We start from the raw sequence: 18,989 nt of genomic DNA, 5'->3' as shown, positions 1-18,989 counted from the left end.
GCGCCGGCGGCGCCGATCGCCGCCGGGGACTGCGGCGTGACTACTCGGCGGCGGTGGCGAAGTCGTACCCGATGAAGGCCGGGCACTTGTCGGCCTCGATCGGCACCTCGCCGGGCACCAGCGGACGATCGACGTCGGCGACGCGCGGCCCCACCTGCTGGGCGAGCGGACGGAGCGCCTCGAGGTCGAAGCCGTACAGGGCTGCCGCGTTGCCGCCGAGCATCATCGCGACCTCGTCGTGGGGCACGCCGGCGAACGAGCCCCGGATGGCCTCGAGCGAGAACGGGTAGCTGGCTTCCTTGTGCGGGTAGTCGCTGCCCCACATGATGCGGTCGACACCGACGGAGTGGCGCAGGCCGACCTCCTGGGGACGGATGAAGCTGGCCCCGAGGTGGCACTGGCGGGCCCAGTACTCACTGGGCTTCAGCGACATCGACCCGACGACCTCGCGACCCCAGACCTGCTCCTGGGAGCCGCCGGCGGCGCCCATCCGCCCCCAGAAGTAGTCGAGGCGCAGGAGCTCCTCGGGCACCCACGCCGAGCCCTGCTCGGTGAAGACGAGCTGCATGTCCGGGTGGCGCTCGAAGACGCCGCCGACGAGCAGGTGGGTGAGGGCCCGGTGGGCCCACCAGGACACCTCGAGCAGGAACACCACCGCGTCCTGCGGTGTCGGGCCCATCGGCGGGGCGGCGCTGCCGGTGTGGTGGTTGACCGGCATCCCGAGCTCCTCGCACACCTGCCAGAGCGGCTCGTAGTAGGGGTCGTAGAGCTGGGGCAGCCCGAGACCGGGGGGTGTGCCCGGCAGGAGCACGCCCCCGTGGAGCCCCACCTCGCGGGCCCAGCGAATCTCGGCGACGGAGGCCTCGATGTCGTGGAGGGTGATCTGTACGACCCCGGCGCGCCGGCCGGGCTTGTCGGCGCAGAAGTCGGCCAGCCAGCGGTTGTGGGCCTGCAGGCCCGCCCAGCGGCGGGTGTTGTCCTCGGCGGTGACGGCGGGGGGCTGCGCGGTGAGCGAGCCCTTCGGGAAGAACGGCGGGATGGTGTTCGGGAAGAGCACCTCGGCCACCTGGCCGTCGGCCTCGAGCTCGGAAGCGCGGCGGTCGCTGTTCCAGTTGCGCTCGCCGTCGGGGCCGAGCAGGTCCTCGTAGGTCACCTCGTAGTCGGCCGCCCACGCGTCGAACTCGTCGTGCCACCTCGACTCGAGGTAGGGCTTGTAGCCCTCCATGAAGGCCCCGCAGTGGCCGTCGGCGGAGATGACGACGTAGCGCTCGTCGGCGTCGGACATGGTGGGCACCTCTCGCAGACCGTGCGGCGACCCCATCGGCGCCGTCGTGACACCGGTCACCGTAGCGCTGTTACAGAGGGGTCGCCCAGTCGGGCCGCGGGTTCCTACCGGCGCGCCTTCGGCAAACCGAGGTGGCGCTCCGCGATGTTGTTGCGGTTGATCTCGGTGGTGCCGCCGTAGATCGTCGTGACCGGGGCGTGGCGGGCGTCGTACTCGATGAACCCGTGCGCCGCCGCGCCTGGCTCGTGGAACTGCAGGAGCCCGGCCGGCCCGGCGATCTCCTGGAACGCCTTGCTCGCCCGTTGGTAGGCCTCGCTGGCGAAGACCTTGGTCATGGAACCCTCGAGACCGGGCATGCCGCCGGTGGCGGCGATCCACGCAGAGCGCTGCGTGAGCAGGGTGGCGACCTGCATGTCGATGGCGCTGCGCGCCATCTGCTCGCGCACGGCCGGATCGCGGTCGAGGCCCACCTCGGCGGCCCAGTGCCGGAAGTGACGCAGCAGCGGCACTGCGGCGTTGGTGCCACCCATCACCCCCCGCTCGAAGGCGAGAGCGACGGTCATGGTGCGCCACCCGCCGTTCACCTCGCCAAGCACCGCGTCGTCGCCCACCCGCACGTCGTCGTACCAGGTGGCGTTGGTGCGCTCGGTGGCCATGGTGTGCACGGCCTCGACGGTGATCCCGGGCGTGTCCATCGGCAGGATGAACATGGTCAGGCCCTTGTGCTTGGGCAACTCGGTGTCGGTGCGGGTGAGCAGGATCAGCCAGGTGGCCTCGTGGGCCATGGTCGTCCACATCTTGGCGCCGTTGATCACCCACTCGTCACCGTCACGGACGGCCCTGGTGGTGATGCCGGCCACGTCGGAGCCGTGGTCGGGCTCGCTGTAGCCCATGCACACCAGGGCCTCGCCGGAGACGATCGACGGGATGATGCGGGCCTTCTGCTCGTCGGTGCCGACGGCGTTCACGACGCCGGCGATCATGAGCGCCACTGCGAGTCCGTCGATCGGTGCGCTGGCCTTCTCGAGCTCGTTGAACAACACCCACAACTCGATCGGGTCACCCTTGCCGAGACCGGGTACGGCCCGTTCCAGGAATCCCCGCTCGGCCAGCGCGAGGTTGAGCCGCGGTGCGTCGAAGGTGCCCGTGGCGTGCATCCGATCGACGTCTGCCGCCGTGAACGACTCGGCGACGATCTTGCGGATCGTGCGGCGGTAGTCCTCGACCTCGGGTGGCAGGGAGAAGTCCATCAGTGCTCCAGGAGGGTGGTGGTCAAGCCAGTGAGTCGGTTCATGATCGGGTCACGACCCGGAGTCGACGGCTCCGAAGAGCTGGTCGGCGAGATGGAGGCACTCGGCGGCAGGGGAACCGGCGACGAGGCGCCAGCCCCGAGCCCGGCGGTAGTAGAGCTGGATGTCGTACTCCTCCGCGAAGCCGTACCCGCCGTGGTAGTGCAGGCTCCTGTCGGTGGCCACCGCTGCGGCGTCGCCCGCGAACACGAACGCCATGGAGGCGAGCGTGGCACGGTCGCTGTAGTCGTTGTCGTCGAAGTCGACGACACCGCGCTCGGGACCGAGGCCCGCAGCCCAGGCCGCCTTGTGGGCGAGCATGCGGCCCCCGTCGACGAGGACGGGCAGATCGGCCAAGCCGTGCTGGACGGCCTGGAAGGATCCGACGGGGACGCCGAACTGCTCGCGCTCCATCACGTACTGCACCCCCATGCGCATGGCCTGCTCGGCCAGGCCCACGAGTGCGGCGGCAGTCAGGATGCGCCACTCGTCGAGGACCACGGCGAAGCCCGACGCGGGGCCCAGCACGGTGCGATCGCCATCTCGGGCGGAGCGGTCGGCGAGCGGTGCCGAGGCGTGGTTGCGCGGCCCGGTACCGGGTGGGGACTGCCGCACGGCGACGAGCTCGTCGCCCTCGACCCCGATCACGACGTCGGCCACCGCTCCGGCGGGAACCAACGTCCAACGGCCTTCGCCGTCGGCAGGGTGCAACGCGATGGTGGCGACCACCTCGCCGGCGACGAGGTCGTCGGCCGGCCAGGCCCGGGCGGCGACCATGTGCTCGACGAGCGGAACCGGCGCGATGGCCCGGCCCACGCACTCGGCGACGACGACGAGGTCGGCGAGGGCCGCACCGCCACCGCCCGCGTCGGCGCCCACACCCATCCCGGCCGCACCCAGGGCCACGACCGCCGACCACAGGTCGGGATCGAACCCCAGCGGTTCGGCCGCCCGCGCCACCGACGGCGGCGCCTCTTTCGTGAAGAAGCCGTCGAACAGCTCCCGGATCGACTCCTGGTCGTCGGTGAGTCCGAGGTCCACGCTCATCGATCGGTCACTTCCTGCTCACGCGCCGCGCCGGCTCGTCGTCTCCGACCCCCATCATCGCCGACCCACGAGGTCGCCTCCACATCGACGGCGCACCTCGAGCGACGGGCCGGGTCAACGCAGCAGGGTCCAGGCAACGACGAATGCCACACCGTTGGTGGCCAGGTGGGCGATCACCGGCGCCACCAGGCTTCGCGACCGCAGCCGGAGCCAGCAGAACACCAGACCGGCGACGAAGGTGACGGCCACCGAGCCGACGACGACCAGCACCTGACCGCCGGTGGACTCGGTGGTCCCGGCGAGCTGAGCGTTGGCGGTCATCGTGCCGAGCGTCGGCGAGATGTGCCAGACCCCGAACAGCGCCGACGAGACCAGCGTCGCCCGCCACGCCCCCCAGGCATCTCGGCCGACGCCGAGGAGGATCCCCCGGAAGGCCAGCTCCTCGGGCAGCACCGTCGCCACCAGGATGACGAACGCGACCTCGACCACCATCGTCGGCAGCGAGACGTCGGCCCGACTGTCGTCGAGGAAGCCGGACGTGGCGGGCACGATCGCCGCCAGCACCACCGCGACGAGGACGAGGAGGAACGCACCTGCTCCCCACGCCAGACCGGTGCGGGCGTCGCTCCGACGCAGCCCGAGCTGGTCGCGGGTGGCGCCGGTCCACCACGCGCCGACCGCCAACACGACGAGGAGACCGACGGCGGCGAGGTCGTCGAACGACCCGAAGGCGCCGAGCCCCCGCGTGATGTTGAACACCGCCAGGACCACGGCGGTGACCACGAAGATCGCCACGGGCCGCTCCCGGGCCGCGACCCGCGCCCGCCGCCCTACCACCGGTTCGCGGACCGCCACCCCGGCTCAGCTCGAGGAAGCGCCCTCGGCGTAGGCCGAGAGGACCGTGCGGAGCTGCTCGGTGCGAGCCGCCGACCACGCGTCGGGGGCGGCCACGAGCGTCCATGCGTCGGCCATGTTCGGGTCGTAGTTGTGGCCGTAACCGGGGGCGGCGCTGAAACCTGCCATGAGATCGAAGACCTCCTGGACCAGGGTCACCCCAGGCGCCCACAGGAGCGGCTCCGGGACACCGATGCCGGTGGGCGCGTCCATCCACGGCGGCTTGGCGGTGAGGCTCGCCGTGCTGGCCCAGGTGACCGGATCGGTGGGGTGGGTGGCGTAGACGACCGGTCGGCCGGACAGCCGACCGGGTGCCGGCGGCGCCCCGGGCGTGCCGGTGAGCGTGACCGAGTCGAACTCGGGGGCCCACACCGGTGACCCCCCGGTGCGCTCGTCGAGCACCTTGCCCCAGATCGGGTTGGCGAACGTCGGCCCCGCCCAGAGGACGGCGTCGACGGCAGCCGTGGCGGCGGCGATCGACGACTCGGCGTCGCCGGTGGCGAACGTCGCCTCCGACCCGTAGGACCCGAGGCTCAGACCGAACTGGACGAGCCGGGGCCGCTGGTCCTCGGGGAGCTGCGACCACCGGGCGATGACGGCGTCATTGAGCGCCTCGGACGACTCGGCCGCCTTGTCCAGGTCGACGAGGAAGGAGATCCAGCTCGGGAGGTAGGAGTACTGGGAGGCGACGATCGCGGTGTCGCCGGCGTTGAGGTACTCCACCGCGGCGGCCGACACCGGGTCGACCCACCCCGTGCCGGTGACGGTGGCAACGACGAGCACGGATCGGTCGAAGGCGCCGGTGCGCTCGAGTTCCTCGACGGCCAGCTGGGCCTGCGCCTCGAACCCGTCGGCCGACTGCAGGCCGGCATAGACGCGGATCGGCTCCTGGGCGGTCACCCCGGGGGCCGCGAAGGCCTGGAGGTCGGCCACGGTGGGGCCGCCGCCGGTGAAGTTGCGGCCCTCGTACCCGAGGGTGTCCCACGCCGCCTCCGACCCGGGGCCGCCCGAGCGGAGCGGGGACGTCGGTTGGGCGATGCCCGGCGGGGTCTCGTCGTCGAAGGTCGAGAAGCTCTCGTTCACCCGGTCGAGCAGCTCGCGGGCGACGACGTCGCGGGTGAGGACCACCCCGCCGACGACGACCACCACCACGGTGATCGCCACGGCCGCCCATCGAGGGACGTACCGCGTGATGCGACGGTCCAGCCGGCGCACCGCCCACGCCAGCGTGCGACCGACGACGAACAGCACCGCACCGACGAGGGCGGCGACGACCACGACCACCAGGATCTGCGCGGGCGAGATGGTGGACATCCCGATCCCCCGGCGCTGCTCGTTCTGCCAGGTCGCCCACGCCCCGAGGGCGACGACCACGACGATGCCGGCGACGGCGGCGAAGATCCGCCGTCCGTACGGGAGCACCGTCGGGACCGGACGGCCGGCCAGCCCCCAGCCGACCCGCGCCACCCACGCCAGGACCGCGCCGACGACGAGCCAGACCGAGACCGAGACCGCGGTGATGACACCCTGGGCCCAGCCGGCGCGGGGCAGGAGGGTGGGGAACACCGACACCCATCCGGCGAGCAGCCCCAGCCAGCAGGCGACCGGGGCCACCGGCGCCCGGAGGGCGTCACGCCAGCGCTGCGGCGCGGCGATCGCCTCGACGGGGCCCTGGGGCGCGGACCGGGCGGCGGTCTGCGGGAGATCGGTCACCCCGCCGACGCCGTCTCCTTGGCCCAGCGGTAGTCGGCCTTGCCCGCCGGGGAGCGCTTGATGGCCTCGACGAAGGTGACGGCCTTCGGGGTCTTGTAGCGGGCGATGGTCGAACCGCAATGAGCGGCCAGGTCGTCGACCGTCGGGCGCGCGTCGCCCCTGGGCGCCACCACGGCCACGACGCGCTCCCCCCAGCGCTCGTCCGGCACCCCCACGACGAGCGCGTCGAACACCCCGGGATGGCTCTTGAGCGCCTCCTCGACCTCCTCGGGGTACACCTTCTCGCCGCCGGTGTTGATGCACTGCGAACCCCGACCGAGGAGGGTCACGACCCCGTCGTCGTCGATGGTGGCGAAGTCGCCGGGCACCGACCAGCGGTTGCCGGCGGCATCGGTGGGAAAGGTCGCCGCGGTCTTCTTCTCGTCCTTGTAGTACCCGAGGGGGATGTGGCCGGTGCGGGCCAGCAGGCCGACGACGCCGGGGCCGACGGGCTCGAGCGCGTCGTCGAGCACGTTGAGCTCGGGTCCGACGACGAAGCGGCGCGGACCGCCCTCGGCGCTCATGCCCCCGGCGCCCGTCTCCGAAGCGCCGTAGCTGTCCATGATGGCGACGTGGGGGATCAGGGCCTTGAGCTGGTCCTGGACCGCCGGGGAGAACACGCCGCCGCCGGAGCCGATGCGGAACATGCCGGAGAGGTCGTAGGTGCGGGTCCCGTCGGCGAGGGCGTCGGCGAGCGGGCGAGCCATGGCGTCGCCCACGAGGGTGATGCCCATGCACTTCTCGCGCTCGGCGAGCTCCCACACGGCGTGGGGGTCGAGGCCGTGCTCGGTGTAGAGGGCCACACCGGCGCCGGCGAAGATCATGTTGCCCATGCCCCACTGCGCGGCGCCGTGCATGAGCGGGGCGATGAGGAGGCTGGGGCGGGCGAACTCCTCGGGCAGGGATCGCTCGACGATCTCCTCGGGGCTCGAGACCGGGTCCGGGCCGAGGCCCGACGAGAGGGCCGCGAAGAACAGGTCCTCGTGGCGCCACATCACACCCTTCGGCATCCCCGTGGTGCCGCCGGTGTAGAGGAAGTACAGGTCGTCGTTCGAGCGCTGGTTGCCGAGGGCCTCCCCCGACTGGGCCGAGACCAGGTCCTCGTAGCTGCCGGCCGCCCCTGCGTCGTGATCGGTGCCGTCCTCGAGCACGAGGGTGGTCGTCAGCTTCGGGAGCTTCGGCGCCACCTCGGCCATCACCGGCGCGAAGCCCCGCTCGAACACGACGACCTCGGCGTCGGAGTTCTCCAGCACGTACTCCAGCTCGTGTGCGACGTAGCGGTAGTTCACGTTGATCGGCACGACCCGCGCCTTGGCCGCCCCGAAGAACAGCTCGGCCCACTCGGCGCGGTTCCAGGAGTAGATCGCCACCTTCGCCCCGGGTTCGAGGCCGAGGTCGAGCAGCATCCGGGCCACCTGGTTGGTGCGCCGGTCGAACTCGGCGAAGGTGTAGCGGACGTCGCCGGCCACGAGCGCCAGGCGGTCGGGCACGCTGGCTGCGACGATCTCGAGCAGGTCACCCAGGTTGTAGGTGCGCGTCGGTGCGGCGGTGTCGGACATCGGTGGTGCTCCCCGGGTGGTGCGCAAAGGCGTCGGCTGATCGTCGGATCGAGAGGCTACGGCACGCGCCGAGCGCGCTCAGTCGGCGGCGTCGATGGCCGCGAAGTCGGGCTCGCGCTTCTCGGCGAAGGCCGCCAGCGCCTCGAGGTTCGCCGGCGCGCCCATGAGCTCGCCGAACGCCGCGTCCTCACGTGCCCGGGCGGCCTCGATCTCGGCACGGAACGGCGCCACGATCGCCGCCTTCGAGATGACCAGGGAGTCGATGGGCTTGGCGGCCAGCACGCGGGCGTGGCGGAGGGTGACCTCCATCAGCTCGTCGGGCTCGCACAGCTTCCAGGCCAGGCCCATCTCGTGGCACTCCTCGGCGGACAGCCACTCGGAGCTGAGCAGCGCCCAGGTGGCTGCCTGGCGTCCGAGCAGGCGCGGGAACGTGAAGCTGCTGGCCGCCTCCGGCGCCACCGCCAAGCTGGTGAACGGGCACTTGAGGCGGGCCTCGGTCGACATGAACACCAGGTCGGCGAAGCCCACGATGGTGGCGCCGATGCCGAGGCCGAGGCCGTTGACGGCGAGGAGCAGCGGCTTCGGGAACTCGGCGAGCCGGTCGATCATGCCCGGGAAGCCGTGACGGCCGGGGACGAAGCCGTCACCCATCCGCGCCGCCATCTCCAACAGGTCGGTGCCGGCCGAGAAGGCGCCTTCGGAGCCGGTGATCACCACGACCGCCACGGTGCGATCAGCGGCGGCGTCGATGAGGGCGTCGGTGGTGGCGTCGTAGAGCGCCTCGTTGAAGGCGTTGCGGGCCTCGGGGCGGTCGAGGGTGAGGACCCGCACCCGGTCGGTGTCGTGGATCTGCAGCACGGCGACCGGCCCCTCAGCCGTTCACGAGCTCGGCGGCCTGGCGCAGCGCGTCCGGGCCGCGAGGGGCGATCATCAGGGTGGTCACCGGGCTGTCGCGCCACGCCTCGAGGCGCTCCTTGATGCGACCGGCCGGGCCCACCAGGGAGATCTCGTCGGCGAAGGCGTCGGGCACGGCGGCGATGGCCTCGTCGCGCTTGCCCTCGAAGAAGAGGTCCTGGATGCGGTACGCCTCCTCCTCGTAGCCCATCCGGGCCATCAGCTTGGTGTGGTAGTTCTGGCCCTTGGCGCCCATGCCGCCGATGTAGAAGCCGAGCGCCGCCTTGACCGGCCACAGCCCGGTGGCCACGTCGTCGGTGACGTTGAAGGTGACGAGGGCGTTGATCTGGAAGTCGTCGCCCGCGTCGACGAGCTGGTCGGCGTAGACCTCCTGGCGGTACGGCGAGTAGTAGAGCGGCAGCCACCCGTCGGCGATCTGGGCGGTCTGGGTGACGTTCTTCGGGCCCTCGGCCCCGATGAAGATCGGGATCTGCGAGCGCAGCGGGTGGGTCATGATCTTGAGCGGCTTGCCGAGCCCGGTGGACTCGGGTCCGTTGTAGGGCATCGGGTAGAACTCGCCGTCGTTGGTGAGTGGGCCCTCGCGCAGGAACGCCTTGCGGATGATCTCGACGTACTCACGGGTGCGGGCCAACGGCTTGTTGGCGGGGCGGCCGTACCAGCCCTCGACGACCTGGGGGCCCGAGACGCCGAGGCCGAGCATCATGCGCCCGTTGGAGAGGTGGTCGAGGGTCATGGCGGCCATGGCCGTCGCGACCGGCGTGCGGGCCGAGAGCTGCACGACCCCGGTGCCGAGCTTGATTCGCTCGGTGTGGGCGGCGATCCAGGCCAGCGGGGTGAAGGCGTCGGACCCCCACGACTCGGCGGTCCACACCGAGTCGAAGCCCACCGCTTCGGCCTCGCGGGTGAGCTCGACGATGTTGTCGGGCGGCTGCGCCGTCCAGTAGCCCCACACCAGTCCCAACTTCATGTCCACTCCCCATCTGCGCCCGGTGCGGCGCTCACGATGCTGTGTCCGATCCTCGCCGCTGCACCAACCGGTCGGCAAGCGGTGCCTCCCCGAGATCGGCCCGTCCCTCAGTTCCGGGAGGGTGCGGGCGAGGTGTCCGCCCTGGGCACCCCGGGTGCCGGCGGCACGCCGATCATCACCGACACGAAGCGGGCCGGAGCGTCCCCGACGGCGCGCCACCGGTGCCAGGTGCCCCGCTGCACCACCGTGTCGCCCGGGCCGAGGAGCACGGCCCCGCCGTCCGGCAGCTCGAGCTCGACCCGACCCTCGACGATCACGCCGAGGTCGATGGTGTCCGTGCGGTGCAGCGACGGGTCGTCGGGATCGTGGTGGCCGGTGGTGCGCATGCCGGGCGCGAGGACCGCCATGCGGGCACCGAGGTCGGGGTGGCGTTCCCCGAGCGCGTCGCGGGCTGCGCCACCGGGCAGGACGACGTGGACGAACGACACCCCGTCGCCGAGCGGTCGGAGCTGGATCCAGGGCCTGACGGGGTCACCTCCCTGGAGCGGGGATCGCAGCGGGCCGCCGGTGGACCAGAGCGCCCCGTAGCCCATCGCTCCGCCTGCGAAGGCGAAGGTGCCTGGCGCTTCGCCGTCGACGACCACGACGCTGTGTCCCGCGGCGTCGAGGCCGGTCACGACCCGGCGGGGTCCGACGCCGGCTGGTGCGACCGTGCCTCTCGGCGCCAGATCGGCGGCCGGCCACGTGCCCGGTGACGGCCGCAGCATCACGACCGAGTACGTCGTGGGACGTCCGTCGAGGACCCGCCAGCGGTGGGCGGTGCCCCGCTGCACCACGACGTCGCCGGGCCCCAGGTGCACCCGACCCTCGTCGAGCTCGAGCTCCACCCGACCGTCGAGCACGGTCATCAGGTCGAGGGTGTCAGTGGTGTGCATGCCCCGCCGCCCACCCGACGCCGCTTCGTCACCGGCCACGCCGAGGAACTGGGCCTCGACCGGCAGGGCCGGATCAGGGGCCGGGAGGCGGATGATCCTCCAGGTCGCCCCGCCGGGGGGCGGTTCGAGGGTGAAGGCGTCGTCCAGGGCGTCGGCACCGTCGTGCACCGTGGCCGGCGATCCGGTGAGGGCCCAGAGGTTGGCCACCCCGGTGCCGTCGGGCGCGGTCACCAGCCCCGGGGGCGGTCCGTCGGCGACGAACGTCGATCGACCGTCCGCATCGAGCGCGGTCACCACCCGTCGTACGGCGAACTCCCCCACTGGCCCCCCTCGGGCTCGTCGGCCCGGAGACCTTCCCACGATCCGCTCCGGACGTCGTGCGGACGAGCGGGGTCAGTCGCCCAGGTCGGGCACCCAGACAGCGCCGTTGATGTGGCTGCCGCCGTCGGCGAAGAGGGTGTTGCCGGTGATGTACCGGCTGTCCTCGCCGGCGAGGAAGAAGGCCACCGGCGCGATGTCGTCCTCGGGGTCGCCGAGGCGGCCCATGGGGTTGGCGGCCTCCGACTCGCGGGCCACGTCCGGCGCCATCTCCTCGAACATCTTGAACGCCGCGGTCTTGGCCCCGGGGCAGATCACGTTGGCGGTGATCCCGAACGCCGCCCACTCCCGCGCCGCAGTGCGGGTGATGGTGCGCAGCGCCTCCTTGGTGGCGTTGTAGTGCACCGATCCCATGTGGGCGTTCACGCCGTTCAGGGAGCAGATGTTGATCACCCGGCCGTAGCCCGCGGCACGCATGTGCGGGAACGCCGACTGCATGGCCCAGAGCGGGCCCATGGCGTTCATGTGCCAGGCGTGGTCCATGGCGTCGTCGGGCATCTGGTCGACCCGCTTGAGGCCGGCACGGTCGCCACCCCAGGCGTTGTTGACGAGGATGTCGATCGCGCCCCACCGTTCCACGGCGAGGGCCACCATGGCCTCGTTGTCCGGCTTGAGGGTGGCGTCGGTGTGCAGGAACTCGGCGTCGACGCCGAACTCGGCGGTCAGCTCGTCGGCGACGGCCGCACCCTTCACGTCGTCGATCTCGGCGACCACGACCCGGGCGCCCTCCCGGGCGAAGCGCCGGGCGATGCCGTGGCCGATGCCGTCCCCGGCGCCGGTGATGACCGCCACCCTGTCCTGCAACCGTCCCATGGGATCCCCCTCGCGTGTCCGGGTCCCCACGGCCCGGGTTCCCGCAGAGTAGTTGAGCGGGTCAACGACATCGGCCCGGGACGCGCCGGAGGCCCGCTCTGAGCGGGCCTCCGACTCGTCGGGCTCTCGTTCGGAACGCTGCGGGGCTCAGCCGGTGAAGCGGGGCGTCGCCACCGTCGCCTGTGCCGCCGGGGCCGGCGTCGTCGGGGGCGCCGGAGGGGCGGGGTCCTCACAGCCCCCGGCCTGGGGATCGTACGTGATGCTCAGGGCGCCGTCGCCGCTCACCACGGCGGTCTCGAACGTGGCGTCGCTCGGGCCGAAGCCGGAGCCGCCGCCACCACCACCGGCCGCGCCTTCCTCGTCGCCGTCGCCGGCGCCACCGCCACCGCCGTACCAGCCGCCGCCCCCACCGCCGCCACCGTCGTTGGCGCTCTCGACGTCGTCGCCGCCGCCCTCGCCGCCGATGCCGAAGGTGCCGTCACCACCGGGGCCGAAGCCAGGGGGAAGGACGCCGCCGGCGCCGCCGGCGCCCTGGGTCCCGCCGCCGCCGCCCTGGCCGTCGTTGTCACCGCTCGTGCCGTCGGAGCCGGCCACACCTTCGAGACCGCCGCCACCACCACCCGAGCCGGCTCCGTCGTCGAAGTCACCCCCGGCGCCGCCACCGCCGCCGGCGACCACCACCCGGGCGTCGAGCCCGTCACCGCCCTGGCGGACGTCGGTGGCGCCCCCACCGCCCCCTCCACCGTCGTTCCCGTCGAGGGCGGGGAATCCGCCGTCGGCCCCGCCGTTGAAGCCTCCTGCCCCGGGCCCGGTGTTCAGGTCGGACTCGCCGCCCTCACCGCCGACGGTGACGAGCAACGACTCGCCCGGACTGACCGTCAGGATCGCGGTCGTACGGCCGCCGAGGCCACCCGTCACCGCAGAGGACTCCGCGGGGCCGCCGCCCTGCGCGCCCTCGGCGACGACGGTGACCGAGCAGATGCCGTCGGGGACCACCCACTCCTCTGCAACGCCGGTGAAGGCGAAGTCCACCGAGACGGGTTCGGCACCGGCAACGCCCGGGGCGGCGAGGACGAGCCCGCTCACCCCCAACGTCAACGCAGCTCCTGTCGACCAGATCTTCTTCGCTCTCATGTGACGACCTCTCTCAGGCGCGACGACTGCAGTGGAACGCGGGAAAGGCTAGTGGCCAGGGAACGAGCGGCGCGGTGATTCCTCGGGGGCGCTGCATCGACCCTCTGACGACCGTTCTCCCGCGCAGGTCCGACGGGGAGGTCAGTCCGCCGGTGTCTCGCCGCCGCGCCGCCAGCGGCGACGAGGGGACTCGCGTCGCAGGCCAGCCTCCGGGTCACCGCCCCGGGCGGTCAACACCACGCTCAACGCGATGGCCAGGTAGCCGAACGCCGCCACCTGGGGTGCGAGGACAGCCAGCAGGATCACCACGACGTAGAACCCGAGACGAGGCGCGGCGTTGCGGGCGAGCAGCTTCACCTCCTCGGGTTCGACCTCCGGCTCGAGGAGCTCCGGGTCGGCGGCGACGACGCGCCACATCGCCGCGGAGATCACCGAGATCACGAGCAGCACGAGCCCGTAGAACACGACGGCGGCCCGCTCGGCATCGGGTTCGACGATCGATTCGGCCACCAACTTCGTCGGGAACGGCAGGAAGCTGACGGTCATCAACAGCAGCAGGTTCAACTGGACCAGACGCCGATTGACGAAGGCCAGCCGGGCGAAGATCCCGTGGTGGGCGAGCCAGATCCCCCCGATGGTCAGGAAGCTGGTGACATAGGCGAGGTAGGAGGGCCACTGCGCGGCGATGCCCCGCCAGAGGTTGGAGAAGTCCTCGGCCGGGACCGACAGCTCGAGGACGAGCAGGGTGATGGCGATGGCCAGCACGCCGTCGCTGAAGGCCTCGGTCCTGCTCGTCGACCACTTGGTGCGCATCCGTCCTCCCTCCTCGCAGAGGAGGAGTGTCCCGGGTGGGCCGCGCCGGGGAGGGTGCAACCCGGGTCGCGTTCGGGTGCACCCGACGGCGGGCCGGCCGGGCCCGGCGCTACTCGGTGATGCCGTGGTAGCGGTCGAGGTGGTACAGGTCGATGGCGTTGGCGCGGAAGAAACGCTGGATCTCGTGGTCGTTGAGGCCGGCCTTGGCGGCGATGCGCTCGGCCACGTCCTTGGAGTGCGGGAAGGTCGAGTCGGCGTGGGGGTAGTCCACCTCGAAGGTGAGCCGGTCGATGCCGATGACGTCGCGGTTGGCCATGGCCGTCTCGTCGTCGAAGATGCAGTACCAGACGTTGCTCTTCATGTAGGTCGACGGCGGGTTGGGGAGCTTCGACCCGAACCCGGTGTCGTCGAGCAACCGCTCCTCCCAGATCTTGTCGGCCCGCTCGAGCACGTAGGGCAGCCAGCCGGCCTGGCCCTCGCTGTACGCCACCCGCAGGTCGGGGAACCGGTCGAACACGCCGGCGAACGTGTAGTCGAGCACCGACCCCATGGCGTTCTGGAAGGTCAGCGTCGAGCTGATGATGAAGGGGGCGTCGGGAGCGGTCGACGGCATCTTCGACGACGAGCCGATGTGCATGTTGACGACCGTGTCGGTCTCCTCGCACACCCGGAAGAGCGGATCCCAGTGGCCCGAGTGCACCGACGGGAGGCCGAGGGGGACGGGGTTCTCGGAGAACGTGATGTTGTGGCTGCCCCGCTCCGCGCAGCGCAGCACCTCGGCCACGGCGAGGTCGACGTCCCACAGCGGGATCATGGTGAGGGGGATGAGGCGGTCCTTGCCCGCCCCGGCGCACCACTCCTCGATCATCCAGTCGTTGTAGGCCTGCACGCAGAGCAGGGCGAGCTCCTTGTCGTCGCGCTCGAGGAAGGTCTGGCCGCAGAAGCGCGGGAGGACGTTGGGGAAGCAGATGGAGGCCTCGACGTGGTTGGCGTCCATGTCGGCGAGCCGCGCGGTCTGGTCGTAGCAACCGAGGCGGATCTGGTCGAAGGTGGTGGGCTCGTTCTTCACGACCTCGGCGCCCACGGCGGCCGACAGTCGGGTGAACGGGTACTTGAGGTCGTCGTAGTACCAGACGTCGCACTCGACGCCGTCCTCGACGCCGGTCTCGAAGGAGTAGCCGCCGACGAGGCTCATGCGCACCTTCTCGCGCACCACCCGGGGGGCCCGGTCAAGGTACTTCGCCGGTAAACGGTCCTGCCAGAGGTTCGGGGGCTCCACGACGTGGTCGTCGACCGAGATGATCCGAGGGATGTCCATGTCGTCCTCCGTGTCCACACCCGGCGGCCCCGGGATCTGACGGACCGTCAGTTTGGCACCCCTCGCCGGCCGAGGCGACGTCGGCGCCCGGAAAGCCCCTCCCCCGGCGAAGGTCGCCGACGAGGGGGCGTCAACGCCCGGGGACGAACTCCCCCGGGGCCACGAGGCGCACCGCGTGGCCGACGTGGTCGCCGCGCAGCAGGAGCGTGGCGACGGCCTGATCGGCGCACCGGGCGACGCTGCGCCGGCCGTCGTCGGTCTCGACGACGGCGATGGCGGTGAGACCGTCCGGCCGGCCGGGCACGACGGTGTAGCCCACCACGGTGGCCGGGCCCGTGGCGTCGGGGTCGACCGGGCGTCTCGGCGACACCTCGGCCGCCGCCTCGGACACGTCGTGGGCCACGAACGGGGTGACGGGGTCCGCGGAGGACCAGACCGTCACTCCGGGCTTGGTCAACAGCCCGCTCACGGCCGTGGTGAGGCCGACGGTGCCGACGGGATCGGAGCGGAGGCGCTCGACCATGGCCACGGCCCCCTGGAGCACGTAGTTGTCGTAGGGACCGCCGCCGAAGGTCATGCCGCCGGTGAGGGTGAGGTCGCGATCGAGGTCGAGGCCGAGCTCGGCGGCGGTGACCTGCACGGCGGCCGGGAAGCACGAGTAGAGGTCGACCGGCCCGACGTCGGCGAGGGACCGGCCGGCGAGCCCGAGGGCCCGTTCGCCGCAGATGCCCATGGCCGGCCACCGGTGCGGCTCGGCGCGCTCGGAGAGCGGGACGACCAGGTTGGACTCGACCATCGCCAGGGGGAAGACCCACTGCTCCCGTGGTACGCCGAGGCGCTCGGCGACGGCGACGGTGGTGAACACCAGCGCCGCCGCCTGGTCGACGTTCCACTGCGAGACCATCCACTTCGGGTAGGGCGCGGCGATCAGCCGATTGGTGTCGGACACCTCGGTGATCTCCGCGGCGGACAACCCGCGACGGTCCCAGGCCGAGGGGGTGGCGGCGGCGATCGCCGCGAAGCGCTCCCACAGCCGACCGAGGAACGCCTGGTGCTCGTCCGCCCCGTGGTCGGCGTGGTGGCGCAGACAGCTCTCGATGATCGCGTACTGGTGGGCGGCGGTGGTGAGGTCGCGTTCGACCTCGACGGCGTTGACGACCATGTCGGTCGGGCGCAGCACGTCGTCGGGGTCCGTCGCCAGGGCGAGCGGCGGAGGCTCCGGTACCGGCGTCGCCGACTTCGCGGCCACCACGCCCGACCAGCGGTTCTCGCCACCCGTCACCAGGGCCGCCTGCACCGAGCCCTCGGCCACCGCACGGGCGGCGCGAGCCATCAGCGAGTGCTGCAACACCCCCAGCTCCCCCATCACCGACCGCGCCTGCGGCGCCCCGACCGCCGCGGCCACCGCCCGCCCAGGGTCGGACTCGGGCCAGGTGCCGTGAGGGACCAGTACCTCGCCGATCGCCGCCCCCAACTCACGGGCCGCGCCCGTGCCGGCCAGAGCGGCCCGGGTGGCGTCGAGCATCAGCGCCGTGGCCGACGAGGCCTCGAAGCCGTCGCCGGGGTGTCGGGTCACCGCCGCCGCGGCGACCACCACGGGGGTCGACGGATCGAGGGTCACCGGCCCGCCCCCGGCCAGGGACGTCCGGCCCGGGCGGCCAGGCCCGCGAAGAACATGGTCACCGTCGGGTTGAACAGGTCGGCCCGCTCCCACTGCAGGAAGTGGCCGGCGCCGGGCAGGACGAGGGGACCGACCCGGTCGGTGAACGCCACCTCGCAGCAGTGGAGGAAGTCCGCGCCGACGACGTGGTCGTCCGCGCCGTAGAGCAGCAGCGTCGGGATGTCGACGGCCTGGCCGAGGAGGGGCGCCTCGGCCATCCCCCGGCCGTGGCCGAGCTGGTAGACGGCCCACCCGGCTCGCAGGCGGGCTTCCTCGGCCCACGGCTCGGTGTGGAAGGCGATGTCGTCGTCGGAGAAGGTCCCCGGCGAGGCCCACAGCCGCGGCCCGTACATGGCCGCCACCCAGCTGCGCCGGGCCTCGGGCGAGGACAGCTCGGCGGCCAGCTCGTCGGGGGCCTGGCCCTGTCGGCGCCGGTAGTCGCCGGTGGGCCCGTCGCCGATGGCGGTGATCGACCCGATGTCGATCCCGGCGGCCACGAACTCGTCGATCAGCATCGGCGGGACGGTGTCGAAGAAGCACAGACCGTCCACGTCGCCGTCGAAGCGCAGCGCCATGTCGACGGCGACCACCCCGCCGACGTCGCCGGCGGCGATGCCGTAGGCGTCGTGGCCGAGCACGTCGTGGACGAGCGTCCGCAGATCACGCGAGTAGGTGACGATGTCGTAGGTGTCGTCGACGGAGAGGTCCGAGTCGCCGTGGCCCCGCAGATCGGGGACGATCACCTCGAACCCGGCCGCCGCCAGCGGTTCGATGTTGCGCCACCAGATCCGCTTGGTCTCGGGGTAGCCGTGCACGAGCAGCAAGGGGTACCCGCCCACGCCCTCGCGCACGTAGGCCAGCTCGAGGCCGTCGGCCACCTCGGCACGGTGGACGTCGAAGGCGTCGGCGGGCGGCGTGGCGGGCTGCGCCGGGCGCAGGCGGGGGTCGTAGCCGGTGACGGTCACCGGTCGACCTCGGCCAGGGACACGACGCCGGCCGCCGCCAACGCGTCGACCGAGGCGGGATCGCGCCCGAGCTCGGCGAGCACCTCGCGGGTGTGCTCGCCGAGGAGCGGGGCGGGCCCGCGGGGAGCCCACGGGGTGCCGTAGAAGTCCGACGGGCTGGCCACCCGGAGCGCCCCACCGTCGCGCTCGGGGACCTCCACGAACGTGCCGGCGGCGTGCATCTGGGGGTCGACGAGCACGTCGTCGATGGTGTTCACCGGCGCCCAGAACATGTCCGGCTCGGTGTCGAAGGCCTCGGCCCACTCGTCGAGGGTCCGGGTGGCGAAGACCTCGTCGAGCAGACCGATGAGCTCCGCGGCGTTCTGGCGGCGCCCCACGGCGGTCGAGAAGCGCTCGTCGGAGAGCCACTCGGGATGGCCGACGACGCGGGCCAGCGGAGGCCAGTGGCGCTCGGCCTCCTGGCCGATGAGCCAGAACGCCCGGCCGTCCCCGGCGGTGTAGTTGTTCATGGCCGGGTTGCCCATCGTCTCGCGGCGACCGATGCCGATGTGAGCGCCCCAGCCGAGGGTGATGGAGAGGTCGAAGCCCACGGTGTAGGCGCCCTGGCGGACCAACGAGGTGGACACCAGCTGGCCCTCCCCGGTGCGCTCGCGGGCGAAGAGCGCGGCGCACACCGCACCTGCCGCCGAGCTGCCGGTGGGGTGGTCACCCATCCCGCCCCGCTGGAACGGCAGCGGACCGTCGGGGGTGCGCAGCAGGTCGGCCACGCCGGACCGGGCCCAGAACCCCCCGATGTCGTAGGCCGGTCGGCCGGCGTCGGCGCCGTCCATCCCGTAGCCGGTGATGAGCTGGTACACGAGACGGGGACACCGGGCCAGGACGGCTGTCGGATCGAGGCCGAAGCGCTCGAGTGCCGAGGTCCGCAGGTTCGTCACGAACACGTCGGCGGTGTCGAGCAGCTCGAGGGCCACGTCGCGCCCCTCTTGTGTGCGCAGGTCGACGGCGACGCTGCGCTTGGCCCGGTTGTCCATCTCGAAGACGGGGTTGTCGGGCATCTCCTCGCCGAAGAGCCGCTGGTAGGTGCGGGCCGGGTCGCCACCGACGGGCGGCTCGAGCTTCACCACGTCCGCACCCCAGTCGGCCAGGATGCCGGCGCAGGCCGGCCCGGCGACCCACATCCCCAGCTCCACGACCTTCACGCCTTCGAGTGGACCCGACACCGTGCTCCTCTCCCGGGACCCCCTGGCCCCGGTCGGAGAGCCTCG

Annotated in this window: 16 protein-coding genes; all 16 read right to left on the bottom strand. The window is 72.3% G+C overall.

Translation table 11 applies throughout. The features are described 5' to 3' along the window. Positions 1 to 40: 40 nt before the first annotated feature. The 16 genes from MUE36_03990 to MUE36_03915 all read right to left on the bottom strand — a co-directional run bounded on the left by MUE36_03990 (position 41) and on the right by MUE36_03915 (position 18,944). Positions 41 to 1,285: an amidohydrolase gene (locus MUE36_03990; GenBank protein ID MCU0310088.1), complete on the bottom strand. Its 1,245-nt coding sequence runs from the start codon at positions 1,283 to 1,285 to the stop codon at positions 41 to 43. A 104-nt stretch (positions 1,286 to 1,389) separates the two neighbouring features. After that, on the bottom strand, positions 1,390 to 2,535 hold the full coding sequence (locus MUE36_03985) for an acyl-CoA dehydrogenase family protein (GenBank protein ID MCU0310087.1): 1,146 nt from the start codon (positions 2,533 to 2,535) through the stop codon (positions 1,390 to 1,392). Between the two features lie 51 nt (positions 2,536 to 2,586). Continuing rightward, complete coding sequence (locus tag MUE36_03980) at positions 2,587 to 3,621, bottom strand: acyl-CoA dehydrogenase family protein (protein ID MCU0310086.1); 1,035 nt, start codon at positions 3,619 to 3,621, stop codon at positions 2,587 to 2,589. A gap of 114 nt (positions 3,622 to 3,735) precedes the next feature. Then, complete coding sequence (locus MUE36_03975; protein MCU0310085.1) at positions 3,736 to 4,416, bottom strand: CPBP family intramembrane metalloprotease; 681 nt, start codon at positions 4,414 to 4,416, stop codon at positions 3,736 to 3,738. Between the two features lie 66 nt (positions 4,417 to 4,482). Next, the gene (locus tag MUE36_03970) at positions 4,483 to 6,228 is read right to left on the bottom strand and encodes an alpha/beta-hydrolase family protein (GenBank protein MCU0310084.1); all 1,746 of its coding nucleotides are present in this window, start codon (positions 6,226 to 6,228) and stop codon (positions 4,483 to 4,485) included. Next, on the bottom strand, positions 6,225 to 7,826 hold the full coding sequence (locus tag MUE36_03965; protein MCU0310083.1) for an acyl-CoA synthetase: 1,602 nt from the start codon (positions 7,824 to 7,826) through the stop codon (positions 6,225 to 6,227). Before MUE36_03965 ends, MUE36_03970 begins: the two co-directional genes overlap by 4 nt. Positions 7,827 to 7,904: 78 nt before the next feature. Continuing rightward, the gene (locus MUE36_03960; protein ID MCU0310082.1) at positions 7,905 to 8,684 is read right to left on the bottom strand and encodes an enoyl-CoA hydratase-related protein; all 780 of its coding nucleotides are present in this window, start codon (positions 8,682 to 8,684) and stop codon (positions 7,905 to 7,907) included. A gap of 13 nt (positions 8,685 to 8,697) precedes the next feature. Further along, positions 8,698 to 9,708: an LLM class F420-dependent oxidoreductase gene (locus tag MUE36_03955; GenBank protein ID MCU0310081.1), complete on the bottom strand. Its 1,011-nt coding sequence runs from the start codon at positions 9,706 to 9,708 to the stop codon at positions 8,698 to 8,700. A gap of 107 nt (positions 9,709 to 9,815) precedes the next feature. Continuing rightward, the gene (locus tag MUE36_03950; protein MCU0310080.1) at positions 9,816 to 10,937 is read right to left on the bottom strand and encodes a cupin domain-containing protein; all 1,122 of its coding nucleotides are present in this window, start codon (positions 10,935 to 10,937) and stop codon (positions 9,816 to 9,818) included. A 99-nt stretch (positions 10,938 to 11,036) separates the two neighbouring features. Continuing rightward, positions 11,037 to 11,834, bottom strand: a complete 798-nt coding sequence (locus MUE36_03945; protein MCU0310079.1) for an SDR family oxidoreductase — start codon at positions 11,832 to 11,834, stop codon at positions 11,037 to 11,039. A 147-nt stretch (positions 11,835 to 11,981) separates the two neighbouring features. Beyond that, entirely contained in the window at positions 11,982 to 12,968 is a 987-nt protein-coding gene (locus MUE36_03940; GenBank protein MCU0310078.1) for a glycine-rich protein, read from the bottom strand. Between the two features lie 141 nt (positions 12,969 to 13,109). Further along, complete coding sequence (locus tag MUE36_03935; GenBank protein ID MCU0310077.1) at positions 13,110 to 13,781, bottom strand: TMEM175 family protein; 672 nt, start codon at positions 13,779 to 13,781, stop codon at positions 13,110 to 13,112. 109 nt (positions 13,782 to 13,890) lie between these two features. Further along, a complete protein-coding gene (locus MUE36_03930; GenBank protein ID MCU0310076.1) occupies positions 13,891 to 15,099 on the bottom strand; it encodes an amidohydrolase in 1,209 nt (402 codons plus the stop codon). Positions 15,100 to 15,229: 130 nt separating this feature from the next. Continuing rightward, positions 15,230 to 16,720 carry a hypothetical protein gene (locus tag MUE36_03925; GenBank protein MCU0310075.1) on the bottom strand — a complete coding sequence of 497 codons (1,491 nt, stop codon included), beginning with the start codon at positions 16,718 to 16,720 and terminating at the stop codon, positions 15,230 to 15,232. Next, positions 16,717 to 17,724, bottom strand: coding sequence for an alpha/beta hydrolase (locus MUE36_03920; protein ID MCU0310074.1), 1,008 nt, complete (start codon positions 17,722 to 17,724; stop codon positions 16,717 to 16,719). Before MUE36_03920 ends, MUE36_03925 begins: the two co-directional genes overlap by 4 nt. Further along, positions 17,721 to 18,944, bottom strand: coding sequence for a CoA transferase (locus MUE36_03915; protein MCU0310073.1), 1,224 nt, complete (start codon positions 18,942 to 18,944; stop codon positions 17,721 to 17,723). The genes MUE36_03920 and MUE36_03915 overlap by 4 nt, the downstream gene beginning before the upstream one ends. Positions 18,945 to 18,989: the final 45 nt, after the last annotated feature.

The sequence above is a fragment of the Acidimicrobiales bacterium genome, assembly GCA_025455885.1.
GTDB lineage: Bacteria > Actinomycetota > Acidimicrobiia > Acidimicrobiales > Acidimicrobilacustridaceae > Rhabdothermincola_A.
This window is presented reverse-complemented; position numbering and strand designations above follow the sequence as displayed.

What these genes read in the sequence shown, in the direction of transcription:
- MUE36_03985 (MCU0310087.1), bottom strand. Translation starts at nt 2,535, where the DNA reads ATGGACTTCTCCCTGCCACCCGAGGTCGAGGACTACCGCCGCACGATC.
- MUE36_03930 (MCU0310076.1), bottom strand. Translation starts at nt 15,099, where the DNA reads ATGGACATCCCTCGGATCATCTCGGTCGACGACCACGTCGTGGAGCCC.
- MUE36_03945 (MCU0310079.1), bottom strand. Translation starts at nt 11,834, where the DNA reads ATGGGACGGTTGCAGGACAGGGTGGCGGTCATCACCGGCGCCGGGGAC.
- MUE36_03980 (MCU0310086.1), bottom strand. Translation starts at nt 3,621, where the DNA reads ATGAGCGTGGACCTCGGACTCACCGACGACCAGGAGTCGATCCGGGAG.
- MUE36_03955 (MCU0310081.1), bottom strand. Translation starts at nt 9,708, where the DNA reads ATGAAGTTGGGACTGGTGTGGGGCTACTGGACGGCGCAGCCGCCCGAC.
- MUE36_03935 (MCU0310077.1), bottom strand. Translation starts at nt 13,781, where the DNA reads ATGCGCACCAAGTGGTCGACGAGCAGGACCGAGGCCTTCAGCGACGGC.
- MUE36_03990 (MCU0310088.1), bottom strand. Translation starts at nt 1,285, where the DNA reads ATGTCCGACGCCGACGAGCGCTACGTCGTCATCTCCGCCGACGGCCAC.
- MUE36_03965 (MCU0310083.1), bottom strand. Translation starts at nt 7,826, where the DNA reads ATGTCCGACACCGCCGCACCGACGCGCACCTACAACCTGGGTGACCTG.
- MUE36_03940 (MCU0310078.1), bottom strand. Translation starts at nt 12,968, where the DNA reads ATGAGAGCGAAGAAGATCTGGTCGACAGGAGCTGCGTTGACGTTGGGG.